The sequence below is a fragment of the Burkholderia sp. Ac-20384 genome (assembly GCF_017104605.1).
Lineage (GTDB): Bacteria > Pseudomonadota > Gammaproteobacteria > Burkholderiales > Burkholderiaceae > Burkholderia > Burkholderia lata.
The window spans coordinates 1-15415 of the sequence record NZ_JAAGPE010000032.1; the positions used below are offsets into that span (position 1 = coordinate 1).

Below are 15415 nucleotides of genomic sequence, written 5' to 3' on the forward strand. Positions count from 1 at the left end.
TGTCCGGCCGAGCCGGCGACGGCGCGTGCGTCGTCGCCGGCACCGCAGCGTGTCGAGCCCGTCGTCAGCCGTCCCGCAGCGCCCGCTGCAGCGTCGTCACCGGCCGCATCCGGCCAATCGTCGTCTGGCACCGTCGCACTCGACGAGCGCCCGCCGATGCAGGAATGACCGGCCATGCGTCGAGCGTGCTGCCTTCCGCCCGACGCCGTTGTCCATGCTATTGACGCAGCGCATGATGCAAATGATGCGCTGCTTTTCTTATTCTCTTCATCCCGTCCGCAGCCATGCACGACAAAATCCTGATTCTCGACTTCGGTTCGCAAGTCACCCAACTGATTGCGCGACGCGTGCGCGAAGCGCACGTCTACTGCGAAATCCATCCGAACGATGTGTCCGACGACTTCGTCCGCGAGTTCGCGCCGAAGGCGGTGATCCTGTCGGGCAGCCACGCGAGCACCTACGAAGACCATCAGCTGCGCGCGCCGCAGGCTGTGTGGGATCTCGGCGTGCCGGTGCTCGGCATCTGCTACGGCATGCAGACGATGGCCGTGCAGCTCGGCGGCAAGGTCGAGTGGAGCGACCACCGCGAATTCGGTTACGCGGAAATGCGCGCGCACGGCCATACGCGCCTGCTCGACGGCATCGAGGACTTCAAGACGGACGAAGGCCACGGGATGCTGAAGGTCTGGATGAGCCACGGCGACAAGGTTGCCGAGCTGCCGCCGGGCTTCGCGCTGATGGCGTCGACGCCGAGCTGCCCGATCGCCGGCATGGCCGACGAGGCACGCGGCTACTACGCGGTGCAGTTCCATCCGGAAGTCACGCACACGGTGAAGGGCCGCCAGATCATCGAGCGCTTCGTGCTGCAGATCGCCGGCGCGAAGCCCGACTGGATCATGAAGAACCACATCGAGGAAGCCGTCGCGAAGATCCGCGAGCAGGTCGGTGACGAGGAAGTGATTCTCGGCCTGTCGGGCGGTGTCGATTCGAGCGTCGCGGCCGCGCTGATCCATCGCGCGATCGGTGACCAGCTCACCTGCGTGTTCGTCGACCACGGCCTGCTGCGCCTGAACGAAGGCAAGATGGTGCTCGACATGTTCGAGGGGCGCCTGCATGCGAAGGTCGTGCACGTCGACGCATCCGAGCAGTTCCTCGGCCACCTGGCCGGCGTGACCGATCCGGAAGCGAAGCGCAAGATCATCGGCCGCGAGTTCGTCGAGGTGTTCCAGGCCGAGGCGCAGAAGCTGTCGAAGGCGAAGTGGCTCGCGCAGGGCACGATCTACCCGGACGTGGTGGAATCGGGCGGCACGAAGACGAAGAAGGCAACGACGATCAAGAGCCACCACAACGTCGGCGGCCTGCCGGAAACGCTCGGGCTCAAGCTGCTCGAGCCGCTGCGCGACCTGTTCAAGGACGAAGTGCGCGAGCTGGGCGTCGCGCTCGGCCTGCCGCCGGAGATGGTGTACCGCCATCCGTTCCCGGGCCCGGGCCTCGGCGTGCGGATTCTCGGCGAAGTGAAGCGCGAGTTCGCGGATCTGCTGCGCCGCGCGGACGCGATCTTCATCGAGGAACTGCGCAACACGACCGCGACCGCGCACGATGCGGCTGCCGGCCTGTGCGGCGAAGCCGATGTCGGCAAGAGCTGGTACGACCTGACGAGCCAGGCGTTCGCGGTGTTCCTGCCGGTCAAGTCGGTGGGCGTGATGGGCGATGGCCGCACGTACGACTACGTGACGTCGCTGCGCGCGGTGCAGACGACCGACTTCATGACCGCACACTGGGCGCATCTGCCGTACGCGCTGCTCGGCCGCGCGTCGAACCGGATCATCAACGAGGTGCGCGGGATCAACCGTGTGGTGTATGACATCTCGGGCAAGCCGCCGGCGACGATCGAGTGGGAGTAACTGGACGTCCGGCACGTGCCGGTACGCCCTGACAGCAGAACACATCAAAGCCCGCTTCACAGCGGGCTTTTTTGTTTTTGGCCGGATTGGAGCATTGCGCGGATTGCGTGTTTCATCGACTGGAACACACCGACAACATTCGTGCGCCATCAGGTGTCGCGGATGCCTCCATTTCCGCGCTCGTTCAACGAGCGGCTCCGCGTATCGACTGCGCCATGCCGTGCTCGATCGGAACCCGCAATCCATTGCGGCGCAAACGGTGCGGATCTGAAACAGCGTCCGCGTGCGTAGCGACGCCGCTCGATGGCGGCGTCGTAAAACGACGTGCTGCCACTCCCCAATTTCGCCGCGAGTGTAATCGAGTGTAATTGATTGCTCCGCGCGCTCAGCCTAATTTCTTCCCGGCAGGACGCTTCGTGGATGGCGGATCCAAGCCACCGCGGAGAGGGTGATGAACGTTATCGATGCGTGATGCGCGCAAGTCAGATTCAGTCTGTACGACCCTGGTTTTCGGCTTTCTTTCAACTCACTGCAGGAGAAATTGTCATGTCGAACGAAAATGTCAGCGAAATTCAGAAGTTCGCGGAGCAGGCGGACGATTTGAAACGGGTAGACGTCGAGTCAATTCAGCTGGGTTATTGGGACAATCAGGATAACCTTCCTTTCATGCTCAACAACGAGGGCGGGAATTCGTTTTACGTGAATGCCTCGAACACGGCGTTGCTGATCCAGATCGGAAACGCGCTCACAGCGCTTGGACAGAAGCAGAAGGTCGTGGCCTATCTGGGCGACCTCAAGCACGGCGGTGCCCTCAAGGTGCTCCTTATCGGCCTTGCATAGTACGAAAAATAAGTCGCGACTCAGTTGGTCAGCCTGGTGGCAGGGCACGACGGAATCAACTGGAAGATTGTCGCGACAAGCAAACGGCTTGGCAGGTTGCCAAGCCGTTTTGCATCAATGGATTGCGCGAGTCAGAACCATCGTGACTCGGCTGTTCACGCGTGCGAGCCCACGAGCGAACGCAGGTACGTCGGCACTTTTGCCTTGGCCGTGGCCTGCACACGCGTCATGAGCGCGTGATCGATGCGATTCAGCCCGTAAGTCCGCGCAATGTCATGCTGCAACCGGCACCACAGGTGACCAGCCATCTCGGCATCGACCATCGCCCGGTGTGCACGGCCCGACTTGGGCAACCGCAGCATATCCACCAGGCTCGACAAGCGGTGACTCTGGGCATCCGGGTAGATACGTCGCGCCACGAGCATCGTGCACGCAAAGGCATGCTCTGCCGACATGCCGAGAATCCCGAGCTCTGACTGCCAGAACCGTTTGTCGAAACCGGCGTTGTGGGCGACGACGGCATGCTTGCCGACGAACGCCGCGGCTTCCTTCATGACGTTCGACGCCGGCGGCGCCGCTGCGATCATCTCGTTGGTGATGCCCGTCAGCGCGACGACATCCGACGGTATCCGTCTGCCTGCATTCATCAGACTCTGGAAACGGTCGACGACTTGTCCGTCCCGGAGCAGGATGACGGCGATTTCGGTCGCTCGGTCGCCCATATTCGGCGACAGTCCGGTTGTTTCGAAGTCCAGTACCGCAACGGTTTGCATGGTTGAATCCTGTTGCTTCACGCGGTGTCGTTAGAGTGGCCGAGAGGGTAGCATCTCCAGGCCCGCGACAGGCTCGTTCAGCCCGGGAAACGGCCATCCGTGCGGCGAATGCCGGCCCGATCGATGATCCGGGCCGCCCGCGAATACGTCGCGGTCCGCCGCAGGCTCGGCAGCACGCACGACGATGCAACAGGGTGCTGGCTGCCGACTATCGGCCGCGCATGGGTCCGCGCGTCACGCCGCAAGCCCGGTTTCACCTTCAACCATCCGGATCGGGCCTGCGGCTTGTCCCGCTCCCTGCTTGATGCTGAACTCGATCAGATCCTCGTAAATCTCCCGTTGCCCGGCAGGCAGCACGGGCAGCAGCGTCTCGCGGCGCTTGTCCGCGTCGAACAGCGATTCCACCAGCCATCCTGTCAGATAGACCGATGCAAGGCATCCGCCCGCGGTCGCGACATTGCCGTGGCACACCAGCGGCTGCTCCGGGACGTCCAGCTCGAGTGCCTGCAACCCCTTTCGCGCGTCGGGATGCGTCGTGGCGCGGCGCTGCGGCAGCAGCCCGAGCCGCTCGAGAATGAAGGCCCCGCCGCAGATCGACCCGACAAGCTGGCGTTCGGGATCGAGATTGAACGATGGCAGGAAATCCGGATGGGCGAGTGCGGCCGGTACGCCCTCCTTGCCGCTCGAAAAGAGGATCGCGTCGGCGTGATTGGCGTCGGCGAGCGGACCGTGCGTCGGGATGGCCAGGCCATGGGCGGAATGCAGCACCGTTTGTGCGCCCAGAATCCGGACGCGCCAGTCCCGGTGGTTGCGGCCGAGAATGTCCCACATCAGGAACAGGTCGATGTCGGTGAAGCGGTCGAATGCGACAAGCGCGATGTCTTTCAAGGTGGACTCCATGCTGAGTGGCGCGCAGCCGGAAGCGGCGGCCGTGATAGAGTCCGCAGCCTATCTGTCCATGCCGCAACATACACAGCCTGTATGGCGATGACGATGAGCACACTGACGCGAAACGACTGGATTGCAGCGGGCTTCGACGCCCTCGACGGGGAAGGGTATGCGGGTATTTCGGCCGAGAGCCTCGCGCGACGGCTGAACGTGACCCGCGGATCGTTCTATCACCACTTCCGCAATCGCGAGGACTTCGTCACGACCTTGCTGACCGCGTGGGAAGACGACTACACCGCGCGCATGCTTGCTTATGCGGCGGGCGGCCGCGGTGCCGGCGACACGCTGGCGCGCTATCTGCGCATTGCGGCCGAGAAGCGGCCCGGGCGTGAAATCGCGATCCGCGCATGGGCTCTGCACGATCCGCTCGTCGCGGAATTCCAGCAGCGTGTCGACGCGGCGCGGCTCGCGTTTGCGATCGAGACGTCGCGCCGGCTGGTGCGTACGTCGGGCGAGGCGGAGATCGTCGGGCAGGCCGTGCACATGTGCCTGATCGGCGGACAACAGGCCGGGCTGCGGCGCGACGCCGGCCGGTTCAACGGCTTCATGCAGCGCGCGGTTGCAATGGCCGAACGCGTGCTGCCGATGCGTCGCGCATGACGTGTCACGTGGCCGCGTACCGGTGTGCATGCGGCATGCGTGGAGCGGGCCCGGTATCGGGCAGCCGTGTTCGCGTGCCCGGTGCGCATGACGTGGAGCGCGGCGCGATACCCCGCGCCGGCGACGGTCATGCGTGCTGCGGCGATGACGGCGGCGCAGCGCGATAGCGCAGGTGAATCAGCGGATAGGCGCGCCCTTGTCCATCGAGCGCCGATCGCCCGGTGCGCTCGAAGCCGAGCCGCTCATAGAATCCCGCTGCCGATTCGTTCTGTTCGTTGACGTCGGTCGACAGGTCGGGATGACGCTCGAGTGCCTCTTCCACGAGCAGGCGCCCGACACCCGCGCCATGGTGAGCGGGATCGACGAACAGCGCCTCCATGTGACTGCCATCGAGCAGCATGAAGCCGATCGCGCGGTCGGTATCGTCGACGGCGAGGTCGAGCGGTGCACCGGGCAGGAACGCGACGACTTCGGATTCGATCGCGCGACGGTCGTCGTCGCTCAGGAAGTGGTGCGTGGCGTCGACCGCGTTGCGCCAGATATCCAGCACGCGTGCGCCGTCGGCCTGGGTGGACTTGCGAATTCTGATCATGGTTTGGCCCGTTTTTGATTTGTAATGGGAAGTTCGGCGGCTAGCCGACGCCGTCATGGCCCCGATCGGGCTGCTCGCAAGGGCTGCGAGAAAGACGGCGGCGTTTCGGGTATTCAAGAACTGGCCGGGCGCCGCGCGTCGCCAAGGTCCGCCGCACGCTCGATCGCGCGTCGTGCGACATCGCGAACGCCTGCGCTCATCGGCAAATCATCGCGATCGAGCTCGGCGAGATCGAACCAGCGCGCGTCGAGCGCATCGTCGCCGGCAGCAGGCGTGCCGCGCAACCATCGGCACAGCACCGCGACCATGACGAAATGCTGACGCACGTCGCCGCCAGCATCGTAATCGAACGCATCCAGCGCGGTAAAGGCGTCGAGCGCCTCGACGTCGACGGTGGCCTCCTCGGCGATCTCGCGCACGACCGCGTTCGCAATCGATTCCCCCGCTTCGATCTTGCCGCCAGGAAAGCCCCAGTAGCCTGCATCGGGCGGATTGGCGCGGCGTACCAGCAGCACGTCGCGCTCCCGCAGGACGATGCCGATCACGGCAGGAACCGGGCGGACAGAAGCAGTGACGTCGGTCGGTGGGCGGGGCGAATCGGACATGATGGATCTACGCGCGGGTGCGTTCGAGTGAGTGGGGCGGCCAGCGACGTTTCATCGCGCGTCGTCGGTGCGCTGCTCGATCGCGCGGATCACGGCGACCATGTCGTCCGCGCCATGTCCGGCCCGCTCGGTCTCGCCGTACAGCGCATGGCAGATGTCGAGCAGCGGCGACGCGATGCCGATGCCGCGTGCGGCTTCGGCGACGAGGCGTGCATTCTTCAGCACGTCGGTGATCGCGGCCTGCACCGAGAAATCCGCGGTGACGAGTTTGCCGAGCTTCACGCGCGACACGTCGCTCGCCATCGGGCCCGCGTTCAGCACGTCGGCGAAGCGGGCGAGATCGATGCCGTGGCGTTGCGCGAAATGCGTGGCTTCGGTCAGGCCGGTGACCATCGTGATCAGGAACAGGTTCACGGCGAGCTTCATCGTCAGCGCCGACGGGACGTCGCCGCACACGAAGCTGTCGCGGCACAGCGGTTTCACGAGCGCGCGGACGGCGTCGACGTCGTCCGGTGCGCCGGCGAGCATCACGACGAGTTGCCCGGCTTCGGCCGGCTTGCGCGACCCCGACACGGGCGCTTCGACGTAACGGCCCGACGCGGCAGCGATGTCATCGGCCAGCGCGCGCGAATACTCGGGGGCGTTCGTGCCCATGTTCACGATGGTGTGCTCGCCGACACGGGCGGCGAAACCGGGCGTGCCGCGCGCGAGGGCGGCGTCGATCGCCGCGTCGTTCGCGAGCATCAGGATCACGGTGCGGCAGGTCGCGAACACGTCGTCGATGTGCTCGGCCACGCGCGCGCCGGCGTCGCGCAGTGCATCATCGCTGCCGTGCGACCGGCTCCACACGACGAGCGGCGTGCCGGCCCGCGCAAGATTGAGCGCCATCGGCGTGCCCATCACGCCGAGGCCGATGAATCCGACTGCGGTTTGCATGTTCTGGCTCCCACGGTGGGTGGAGACGATCGTGGGCGTCAGTATCGCAGCGTTTCCGCACGCCCGCTATTTCGTCCGCGCACCTGCGCGCGCCACGTCACGACCGTGCCGTCATGTCCGCCAGATACGGCCACGGATAGATGCCGCGGGCATGACCGTCGCCGAACACCGCGCGGATGCCGTAGCCGGCTGCTTCGAGGCTGTCCAGCGTCAGGTCGGGCCGCGCATCGACACGACCGCCGTCGAGCCGGATCTTTCGGCATTCCGCACACGGGCAATCAACGCGCAATTGTGCATAGCCGATGCGTTGCGTGTGACCGTCCGGCCAGCTGAGTGTCAACGTCCGCGCCGGATGATCGAGCACGATTTCGGTCGGGGAGATCATCGCGGCGCCTCGTCGATTTGCCGGATCGCGATCCGTACGGCTTTTCGTACTTCCGGATCGTGATCCTCCAATGCGTGCGTCAGTGCGGGCAATGTCGTGCGGTCGCGCAATTCACCGAGCGCAAGCGCGGCCTCCTTGCGCAGGTTGCTGATCGCATGCGACAGCAGCGCGACGACGCCAGGCGCCGCAGCCGCATCGCGCAGTTGCCCGAGCGCACGCGCGGCACGCAAGCGCACTTGCCAGTAGTCATCGTCGAGCGCGGCGACGAGGGGCGCGCGCGCGGTCGCAACGCGCAGCTTGCCGAGCGTCGTGGCCGCTTCCTCGCGCACCTGCCATTCGTGATCGCGTAGCGCGACGAACAGTGCGTCGATGGTGGGCGCATCGTCGGGCGCCGCGAAACCGATTGCGCCGACCGCGAGTCGTCGCACGTCCGCTGCGGCATCGGTGGTCGCGATGCATGCGAGCGGCGGCAGCGCACGCGGATCCTTGAGCCAGCCGAGCACCGCCACGGCTTCGGCGCGCACCGCGGCGTGTTCGGCGTCGAGCGCGTGCAGCGCGGGTGCGAACGCATCGGGGTCGCGCAACTCGCGCAATCCGCGCAGCACGGCGCGGCGCACGATCGGCTCGGGCCGGGCGGCCCATCGACACAGCACCGCGCCCGATGCCGCGTCCTTCAGTTCGGACAGGCTTTGCGCCGCGGCGGTGCGCACGTCGTCGTCCGGATCGAGTAGTGCACCGCAGAGTGCATCGACGACGTCGGGCTGCTCCCACGCACCGAGCACCCGGGCTGCTTCGCCGCGTACGTCGGCCGACGGATCGTCGCGCAGTGCGGCGATGAAAGCGGGCACGAACCCGGGGTCCTCGAGATCGGCGAGTTCGAACAGTGCGACGCGGCGCACGGCGGGATCGGGCGCGGCGAGGCGGGCGACGAGTGCGGCTTCGTCGGGGGCGTGTACGCGGGGCAACGCGGCAGCGAAGGAGGAATCGGTCATGGGTGACGGGAGAGGGCGTTGAGGGGCGCGGTCAGCGCAGCAGGTAAGGGATGTCGACCTTGACCGCGCCGGTCGGGCAATCGCGCTCGCATGGCATGCAGTACCAGCATTCGTCGAACTGCATATAGGCCTTGCCTTTGGACACGTCGATCGCAAGCAGGTCGAGCGGGCACACGTCGACGCAGACGGTGCAGCCCTTGTCGGCGATGCACAGGGTCTCGTCGATCGTGACGGGTGCGCTGCTGCGCAGGAAGATGTCGTGCGAGGTATGGGGCATGGCGGGTTCCTCAAAGGGCGGCCGCGAGCGCGGCCGGTTCGCGGATGCGCAGATTCGTGTAGGCGGCGCGATCGTCGTCGGCAAGCGGCACGACGTACGGTTCGACCGGCCGCTTCTCGCTGCGCATCGCACCGTCGGCGTCCTTGCGCAGCCAGGTGTGGCAGAACCAATCGGCGTCGTTACGATGCGGGAAGTCGACGCGATGGTGGTACAGCCCCCAGCGGCTCTCGGTGCGGAACAGCGACGCGCGCGCGGCCATTTCCGCGCAGTCGCGAATCGCACGCACTTCGGCGGCGCGCATCAGTTCGTGCGGGTGGCTCGCCTTGATCTCTTCGATATCCTCAGTAATGGCGTCAAAGCGTTGCAGCCCGATTTCCATCTTGCGCGTCACCTTCGGCGGTTGCAGATAGTCGTTCACCATGCGGCGCAGCTTGTACTCGACCTGCGCCGGGGCCAGGCCGCGATCGCGTAGCAGCGGCGCAAGCACGCGCGTGCGTTCGGCGGCGACCTGTTCGTCGTCCACCGGCGCGTGCTCTCGGCCAGCCACGTAGTCGGCCGCATTCTGCCCGGCAAACCAGCCGTACGTGAATGCGCCGAGCATGTAGTTGTGCGGGACGGCCGCCATGTCGCCGGCCGCGTAGAGCCCGGGCACCGTCGTCTCCGCGCGTGCGTTCACGTACACGCCCGATGCGCTGTGGCCGCTGCAGAAACCGATCTCGGAGATGTGCATCTCGATCATCTGGCTGCGGTAGTCGGTGCCGCGCCCCGCATGGAAGCGGCCACGGCTCGGCCGCTCGTTCGTATGGAGGATCTGCTCGATCGTCTGGATGGTTTCTTCCGCGAGATGGTCGAGCTTCAGGAACACGGGGCCGTTGCCGCTTTGCAGTTCCTGGTAGAACTCCCACATCATCTGGCCGCTCCAGTAATCGCATTCGATGAAGCGTTCGCCCTTGCCGTTCGCGGTGAAGCCGCCGAGCGGGCCGGTGACGTACGCGCACGCGGGGCCGTTGTAGTCCTTGATCAGCGGGTTGATCTGGAAGCATTCGAGATTCGCGAGCGCGGCACCGGCGTGATACGCCATTGCATAGCCGTCGCCTGCGTTGGTCGGATTCTCGTACGTGCCCATCAGGTAACCCGAGGCCGGTAGCCCGAGGCGGCCGGCCGCGCCGCAGCAGAGAATCACGGCCTTCGCGCGGATCACGTGGAACTCGGCGGTGCGGCAGTCGAAGCCGAGCACGCCGCTCGCGCGGCCTTGCGCGTCGGATAGCACGCGCGTCGCGACAATCCGGTTCGTGATCGCGATGCGTGCGCGCTTCAGCTGGCGGTACAGCACCTTCTTGATGTCGTGTCCTTCCGGCATCGGCAGCACGTACGAGCCCATGTGATGGACCTTCTTCACCGCGTAGTCGCCGGTGCCGTCCTTCTCGAACTTCACGCCCCAGCGGTCGAGCTGCTCGATCGTCGCGAAGCTGTGCGCCGCATACGCGTACACGGCTTCCTGGTCGACGATCCCGTCGTTGGCGATCGTGATCTCGCGCGTGTACTGCTCGGGCGTCGCGTGCCCGGGGATCACCGCGTTGTTCAGGCCGTCCATCCCCATCGAGATCGCGCCGCTGCGCTTCACGTTGGCTTTTTCGAGCAGCAGCACGCGCAGGGACGGATCGCGCTCCTTCGCCTTGATCGCCGCCATCGGGCCGGCGGTGCCGCCACCGACCACGACGATGTCGTATTCGAGCACATGGGTAGTCATCGCTGTTTCCTTGCAGGTTTGCGCGGCTTCTGCCGGTCGATGCGCAGCCGGTACTGGAAGGCGTCGCCGCGGAAGTAGAGGTATTCGTAGTCGATCGGTGCGCCCGCCGCGTCATGCGTGAGCCGCTCGATGCGCAGCACGGGGCTGCTTTCCTCGACGTGCAGCGCATCGACGATTTCGTCGTCGGCGAGGATCGCGTCGATCGACACGTCGGCATGGCCGAGCGGGATGCCGCAGTCGTTTTCCAGAACCAGGAAAATGTCGCGGGTCGCGAGATCGGCGCCCGCGAGACGCTTGCCGACGGCTTCGGGCACCCATGTCTGTTCAAGCGACACGGGCTCGCGATTCAGCAGCCGCACGCGATGAATCTCGACGAGCGGCGCACCTTCGGGCACGTTCAGCTTCGTCGCGAGATGGCGATCGGCCTTGACGGTGCGGAAGCTGCGCACCTGGTTGACGATCTCGTACCCCATCGACGACATCGCCTCGGCGAAGCCCTGCAGCGACGTCACGTTCTGGAACGCCTTCGGCTTCGACACGAAGGTGCCCTTGCCGTGCAGCTTGAACAGCAGTCCTTCCTTCTGCAGATCGCCGAGCGCCTGGCGCACCGTGATGCGACTGACGTCGAACATCGCGCAGAGTTCGTGCTCGGACGGCATCCGGCTGTGCGGCGCATGGGTGCCGTCGAGAATGCGCGCGCGCAGCGTGTCCTTGATCTGCACGTAGAGTGGGGCCGCCGACAGCGGCACGATGTTGGGGGAGGTCATCGATCAACTTGTTATGACAAGATCGCTCGAGTGTAGTGAGCGCGATTGCACGCCCCAACCAACTATTTCTGATTTCGACTTTCCGATTCCGGAAAAGCGCGGCGACAAGGGGCAGACCGAACGAACGATCCGGCATGGGGGGTCGGCCCGATCCGCCCGTTGCGGGCAGAGCGGATCGGCGGACAATGAAAATTGCAGCGGCGCGTGTGCCGCGCATGTCGATTTCCCGATGCGTCGCCCGTCGTATCCATGTCGACCGGGTATTGCGCCACGCACGTGGCACCCGGTTCCCGAGGATTGCCGTCACGACAAGGAGGCACCCCATGCCGGATTCCCGATACCGCTGGGTCATCGTCGCCGCGGGCGGCCTGATGGGCTGCATCGCGATCGGCGCGATGTTTTCGTTGCCGGTGTTCCTGCGTGCGATCGCGCGCGACACGGGCTGGTCGATGACCGGTATTTCCGGTGCGATGACGGTCGGCTTCATCGCGATGGCCTTCGCGAGCATGGCGTGGGGCAGCCTGTCGGACCGCATCGGCACGCGTCCGGTCGTCATCACGGGCGCCGTCCTGCTGTCGGCGAGCCTGGCGCTGGCGAGCCGCGCGCCGTCGCTGCTCGCGTTCCAGCTCACATTCGGCCTCGCCGTCGGCGGCGCGACGGCTGCGATATTCGCGCCGATGATGGCCTGCGTGACGGGCTGGTTCGACACGCACCGCAGCCTTGCGGTGTCGCTCGTGTCGGCCGGCATGGGGATGGCGCCGATGACGATGGCCCCGCTGGCCGCGTGGCTCGTGTCGGTGCGCGACTGGCGCACGTCGATGCTGCTGATTGCGGCGCTGGCGGCCGCCGTGATGATTCCGGTGTCGCTGCTGGTGCGCCGGGCACCCGCGCTAGAAGGCGAGCATGCGGCTCCAGCGGTATCGGCGCCCGCCGGCGAGCCTGCGGCGATGTCGATGTCGGTCGCGGATGCGCTGCGCTCGCCGCAGTTCATCGTGCTGCTGCTGACCAACTTCTTCTGCTGTGCCACGCATTCGGGCCCGATCTTCCATACGGTCAGCTACGCGGTGACGTGCGGGATCCCGTTGATCGTCGCGGTGTCGATCTACAGCGTCGAAGGGCTTGCCGGCATGGGCGGCCGGATCGCGTTCGGGATCCTCGGCGACCGCATCGGCGCGAAGCGCATGCTGGTGGCCGGGCTGTTCGCGCAGGCGCTCGGTGCGCTCGGGTATGACTTCGTGCGCACGCTCGACGGGTTTTACGCGGTCGCGGTCGTGTTCGGCTTCATCTACGCGGGCGTGATGCCGCTGTATTCGGTGCTGGCGCGCGAGAACTTCCCACTGCGGATGATGGGCACCGTGATCGGCGGCTGCGCGATGGCCGGCAGCCTCGGGATGGCCGCGGGCCCTGTGGCCGGCGGCCTGATCGTCGATACGTTCGGCAGCTACGGCTGGCTGTATGTCGGTTCGTTCGCGATCGGCGTCGGCGCGTTCCTGATGGCGACGATGTTCCGCCCGTTCGTGAAAACTCGACCTGAAACGGTGACCGCGTGACCCGGCGACGGAGGTGGGGGCGGCTTCCGTTTCACCGGATCGGCGCGGTTTGGTCCACGTTGCAGAAGAAAAAATCAGGGCCCGACACCGTGCACGTTGGCGGGTGCCCGAACGGCCCACAGCCCGCTGCGGCGCAGCAGAGCGGCAAACGAGACCGATCGGCTCGCATGCCCCGCGATTCGGCCCCTAAAAAACGCAATATCGAGCATATATTCGAAGGGCCTGTCATACCCGCGTCACCCTGCTAGAATTCGGCCTGCCGCATTGTTCCGATTGACTGATGAGATTGCTTGACGCCCTGGTCGAACAACGTATTGCCGCCGCCGCCGCGCGGGGCGAGTTCGACGATTTGCCGGGTACCGGCGCGCCGCAGGCGCTGGATGACGACCTGCTCGTGCCCGAGGAGGTGCGGGTGGCCAACCGTATCCTGAAGAATGCGGGCTTCGTGCCGCCGGCCGTTGAGCAATTGCGCGCGCTGCGCAACCTGCATGACGAAGTGCAGGCGGTCAGCGACCGTGCCGCGCGGTGCCGGCTGCAGGCGAAGATCCTCGCACTCGACATGGCGCTCGAATCGCTGCGCGGCGGCCCGATGGTGATGCCGCGCGACTACTGCCGGCGCATCGCGGAGCGGCTGTGCGAGCGCGGGCTCGACGAAGCGTCCGCCGAAGCGGGGCCGATGTGACGTCCGACGCGCTGCACGACGCAGCCGGGTCGGCGGCCGCCCCGGCGGCCGAACCCGCCGCCGATTCTCCCGTTCCCGAAGCCGCGCCCGTATCGGCGCGCGACCTGCATTTCATGCGTCTTGCGCAGGCTGCCGCCGAAGAGGCGCGCGCGGCCGGCGAAGTGCCGGTCGGGGCGGTGCTCGTGTGTGGCGACGAAGTGATCGCACGCGGCTTCAATCATCCGATCGGCGGGCACGACCCGTCGGCCCACGCGGAAATGGCCGCGCTGCGCATGGCCGCGCAGCATCTGCAGAATTACCGGATGCCCGGCTGCGAGCTGTACGTGACGCTCGAGCCGTGCCTGATGTGCGCGGGCGCGATCATGCATGCACGCATCGCGCGGGTCGTCTACGGTGCCGCCGATCCGAAGACGGGCGCGTGCGGCAGCGTGATCGACGCGTTCGCGAATCCGCAACTGAACCACCATACCGAAGTGACCGGCGGCGTGCTCGCCGACGAGTGCGGCGCCGCGCTGAAGTCGTTCTTTGCCGAGCGTCGTCGCGCGCTGCGCGAAGCGCGGCTCGCCCGCGACGCCGAATCCGGCGCGTCATAGGCGCGTCCGCCGCGCCCGTCGCACGGTGCGAGCGGGGCGCGCACGGTTCCGTGAACCGGAGACGGTTCGGACCCTCTAAGCAGGTTTGACGACCCGACACCTCACTTCGCCATGTCCTTCCAGCCCGCCGCGTCTTACACCATCCGCCTGCTTGCGCCGTCCGGCTATCCGCACGACCCGGACGCGATCAATCGCGCGCTCGAACGCCTCAGCACCGCACAGCACCGCATCGAGAACATCGAAGCGACGCAGCGGCGCTTCCAGCGGTTCGGCGGCACCGACGGCGAGCGGGCAGGCGACCTGAACCGCCTTGCCGATCCCGAGCGGCCGCTGCCGGACATCGCGCTCGCGGTGCGCGGCGGCTACGGCGCCGCGCGCATCCTGCACGGGCTCGACTATCGCGGGCTCGAGCGCAGGCTGCGCGACCAGCCGGTCGCGCTCGTCGGCCACAGCGACTTCACGGCGCTCCAGCTCGCGCTGTACGCGAAGGCGCGCATCAAGACGTTCGGCGGCCCGATGCTGTCCGCCGACTTCGGCGCGGAAACGCCGAGCGATTTCACGATGCAGCACTTCTGGCAGACGCTGACGCAACCGAGCACGACGATCATCGCCGAAGCGCCGCAGGTGCAGAGCGTGAACGTGACGGGCACGCTGTGGGGCGGCAACCTGGCGATCCTCACGTCGCTGGTCGGCACGCCGTACATGCCCGACATCGAAGGCGGCATCCTGTTCATCGAGGACGTGAACGAGCAGCCGTTCCGGATCGAACGGATGATCTACCAACTGCACCTGTCGGGGCTGCTCGCGCGCCAGCAGGCGCTCGTGCTCGGCCAGTTCACCGGCGCGCGGCCGTTCGAGTACGACAACGGCTACGACATGCAGGCGATGATCGACCAGGTGCGTGAGGTGGTCGGCATCCCGGTCGTGACGGGGCTCCAGTTCGGCCACGTGCCCGATCTGCTGACGCTGCCGTTCGGCGCGCAGGCGCAACTGGTCGCGAACGCGCATGGTTTCCGCCTCACTTTGTCGGACTATCCGCACCTCGGTTGAGGCAGACGCAGTCGGTCGAAAGGCGGGTTTCCCGCCTTTTTCTTTATGTAAACGCGCAACTAACGGTCTATATTTTTCGTCGACGCAAACAGGGTCTGCGCCAGATCTTGCGCCAGTTTTGTCAACAAAATGGCCGGGAGGGTATACGACGAGAATGGCCTCAGCCATACG

At 66.3% G+C, this 15415-nt stretch carries 17 protein-coding genes; 7 read left to right on the top strand and 10 right to left on the bottom strand.

Translation table 11 applies throughout. The features are described from left to right. Positions 1–284: 284 nt before the first annotated feature. On the top strand, positions 285–1904 hold the full coding sequence (guaA, locus tag G3O00_RS08690; RefSeq protein WP_174930977.1) for a glutamine-hydrolyzing GMP synthase: 1620 nt from the start codon (positions 285–287) through the stop codon (positions 1902–1904). 546 nt (positions 1905–2450) lie between these two features. Then, a complete protein-coding gene (locus G3O00_RS08695) occupies positions 2451–2744 on the top strand; it encodes a hypothetical protein (RefSeq protein WP_174930976.1) in 294 nt (97 codons plus the stop codon). A gap of 155 nt (positions 2745–2899) precedes the next feature. Here G3O00_RS08695 and G3O00_RS08700 read toward each other — a convergent pair whose 3' ends face one another. Continuing rightward, positions 2900–3517 carry a 3'-5' exonuclease gene (locus G3O00_RS08700; RefSeq protein WP_206142748.1) on the bottom strand — a complete coding sequence of 206 codons (618 nt, stop codon included), beginning with the start codon at positions 3515–3517 and terminating at the stop codon, positions 2900–2902. 234 nt (positions 3518–3751) lie between these two features. Next, positions 3752–4417, bottom strand: coding sequence for a DJ-1/PfpI family protein (locus G3O00_RS08705; protein ID WP_206142722.1), 666 nt, complete (start codon positions 4415–4417; stop codon positions 3752–3754). Between the two features lie 93 nt (positions 4418–4510). Between G3O00_RS08705 and G3O00_RS08710 the strand changes: the two genes are divergently transcribed. Beyond that, the gene (locus tag G3O00_RS08710) at positions 4511–5065 is read left to right on the top strand and encodes a TetR/AcrR family transcriptional regulator (protein WP_174930974.1); all 555 of its coding nucleotides are present in this window, start codon (positions 4511–4513) and stop codon (positions 5063–5065) included. A gap of 127 nt (positions 5066–5192) precedes the next feature. Here the strand turns inward: G3O00_RS08710 and G3O00_RS08715 are convergent, their stop codons facing one another. The 8 genes from G3O00_RS08715 to G3O00_RS08750 all read right to left on the bottom strand — a co-directional run bounded on the left by G3O00_RS08715 (position 5193) and on the right by G3O00_RS08750 (position 11369). After that, positions 5193–5657 (bottom strand): acetyltransferase, encoded by a 465-nt coding sequence (locus G3O00_RS08715; RefSeq protein WP_174930973.1) that lies wholly within the window; start codon positions 5655–5657, stop codon positions 5193–5195. A gap of 113 nt (positions 5658–5770) precedes the next feature. Next, on the bottom strand, positions 5771–6262 hold the full coding sequence (locus tag G3O00_RS08720; protein WP_174930972.1) for an NUDIX hydrolase: 492 nt from the start codon (positions 6260–6262) through the stop codon (positions 5771–5773). A gap of 51 nt (positions 6263–6313) precedes the next feature. Beyond that, positions 6314–7198, bottom strand: coding sequence for an NAD(P)-dependent oxidoreductase (locus G3O00_RS08725; protein ID WP_206142724.1), 885 nt, complete (start codon positions 7196–7198; stop codon positions 6314–6316). A 97-nt stretch (positions 7199–7295) separates the two neighbouring features. Further along, a complete protein-coding gene (locus G3O00_RS08730) occupies positions 7296–7583 on the bottom strand; it encodes a DUF971 domain-containing protein (RefSeq protein ID WP_206142725.1) in 288 nt (95 codons plus the stop codon). After that, positions 7580–8575 carry a HEAT repeat domain-containing protein gene (locus G3O00_RS08735; protein WP_206142726.1) on the bottom strand — a complete coding sequence of 332 codons (996 nt, stop codon included), beginning with the start codon at positions 8573–8575 and terminating at the stop codon, positions 7580–7582. The genes G3O00_RS08730 and G3O00_RS08735 overlap by 4 nt, the downstream gene beginning before the upstream one ends. A gap of 31 nt (positions 8576–8606) precedes the next feature. Continuing rightward, on the bottom strand, positions 8607–8852 hold the full coding sequence (locus G3O00_RS08740) for a ferredoxin family protein (protein ID WP_206142727.1): 246 nt from the start codon (positions 8850–8852) through the stop codon (positions 8607–8609). 10 nt (positions 8853–8862) lie between these two features. Beyond that, positions 8863–10602: a fumarate reductase/succinate dehydrogenase flavoprotein subunit gene (locus tag G3O00_RS08745; RefSeq protein WP_206142728.1), complete on the bottom strand. Its 1740-nt coding sequence runs from the start codon at positions 10600–10602 to the stop codon at positions 8863–8865. Then, positions 10599–11369, bottom strand: coding sequence for a GntR family transcriptional regulator (locus G3O00_RS08750; protein WP_206142729.1), 771 nt, complete (start codon positions 11367–11369; stop codon positions 10599–10601). The genes G3O00_RS08745 and G3O00_RS08750 overlap by 4 nt, the downstream gene beginning before the upstream one ends. 323 nt (positions 11370–11692) lie before the next feature. Between G3O00_RS08750 and G3O00_RS08755 the strand changes: the two genes are divergently transcribed. The 4 genes from G3O00_RS08755 (at position 11693) to ldcA (ending at position 15244) form a co-directional block, all read left to right on the top strand. Continuing rightward, on the top strand, positions 11693–12919 hold the full coding sequence (locus G3O00_RS08755) for an MFS transporter (protein WP_206142730.1): 1227 nt from the start codon (positions 11693–11695) through the stop codon (positions 12917–12919). A 280-nt stretch (positions 12920–13199) separates the two neighbouring features. Next, positions 13200–13601: a DnaJ family domain-containing protein gene (locus tag G3O00_RS08760; RefSeq protein WP_006478536.1), complete on the top strand. Its 402-nt coding sequence runs from the start codon at positions 13200–13202 to the stop codon at positions 13599–13601. After that, positions 13598–14194 carry a tRNA adenosine(34) deaminase TadA gene (gene tadA, locus G3O00_RS08765; RefSeq protein ID WP_206142731.1) on the top strand — a complete coding sequence of 199 codons (597 nt, stop codon included), beginning with the start codon at positions 13598–13600 and terminating at the stop codon, positions 14192–14194. The genes G3O00_RS08760 and tadA overlap by 4 nt, the downstream gene beginning before the upstream one ends. 111 nt (positions 14195–14305) lie before the next feature. Next, a complete protein-coding gene (gene ldcA, locus G3O00_RS08770; RefSeq protein ID WP_011352415.1) occupies positions 14306–15244 on the top strand; it encodes a muramoyltetrapeptide carboxypeptidase in 939 nt (312 codons plus the stop codon). Positions 15245–15415: the final 171 nt, after the last annotated feature.

Excerpts from the sequence above, each read along its gene's own strand:
- ldcA (WP_011352415.1), top strand. The coding sequence starts at position 14,306 with ATGTCCTTCCAGCCCGCCGCGTCTTACACCATCCGCCTGCTTGCGCCG.
- G3O00_RS08700 (WP_206142748.1), bottom strand. The coding sequence starts at position 3,517 with ATGCAAACCGTTGCGGTACTGGACTTCGAAACAACCGGACTGTCGCCG.
- G3O00_RS08730 (WP_206142725.1), bottom strand. The coding sequence starts at position 7,583 with ATGATCTCCCCGACCGAAATCGTGCTCGATCATCCGGCGCGGACGTTG.
- G3O00_RS08695 (WP_174930976.1), top strand. The coding sequence starts at position 2,451 with ATGTCGAACGAAAATGTCAGCGAAATTCAGAAGTTCGCGGAGCAGGCG.
- G3O00_RS08745 (WP_206142728.1), bottom strand. The coding sequence starts at position 10,602 with ATGACTACCCATGTGCTCGAATACGACATCGTCGTGGTCGGTGGCGGC.
- G3O00_RS08755 (WP_206142730.1), top strand. The coding sequence starts at position 11,693 with ATGCCGGATTCCCGATACCGCTGGGTCATCGTCGCCGCGGGCGGCCTG.
- G3O00_RS08725 (WP_206142724.1), bottom strand. The coding sequence starts at position 7,198 with ATGCAAACCGCAGTCGGATTCATCGGCCTCGGCGTGATGGGCACGCCG.
- G3O00_RS08710 (WP_174930974.1), top strand. The coding sequence starts at position 4,511 with ATGAGCACACTGACGCGAAACGACTGGATTGCAGCGGGCTTCGACGCC.
- G3O00_RS08705 (WP_206142722.1), bottom strand. The coding sequence starts at position 4,417 with ATGGAGTCCACCTTGAAAGACATCGCGCTTGTCGCATTCGACCGCTTC.
- G3O00_RS08740 (WP_206142727.1), bottom strand. The coding sequence starts at position 8,852 with ATGCCCCATACCTCGCACGACATCTTCCTGCGCAGCAGCGCACCCGTC.
- G3O00_RS08735 (WP_206142726.1), bottom strand. The coding sequence starts at position 8,575 with ATGACCGATTCCTCCTTCGCTGCCGCGTTGCCCCGCGTACACGCCCCC.
- guaA (WP_174930977.1), top strand. The coding sequence starts at position 285 with ATGCACGACAAAATCCTGATTCTCGACTTCGGTTCGCAAGTCACCCAA.
- G3O00_RS08760 (WP_006478536.1), top strand. The coding sequence starts at position 13,200 with ATGAGATTGCTTGACGCCCTGGTCGAACAACGTATTGCCGCCGCCGCC.
- G3O00_RS08715 (WP_174930973.1), bottom strand. The coding sequence starts at position 5,657 with ATGATCAGAATTCGCAAGTCCACCCAGGCCGACGGCGCACGCGTGCTG.
- G3O00_RS08720 (WP_174930972.1), bottom strand. The coding sequence starts at position 6,262 with ATGTCCGATTCGCCCCGCCCACCGACCGACGTCACTGCTTCTGTCCGC.
- G3O00_RS08750 (WP_206142729.1), bottom strand. The coding sequence starts at position 11,369 with ATGACCTCCCCCAACATCGTGCCGCTGTCGGCGGCCCCACTCTACGTG.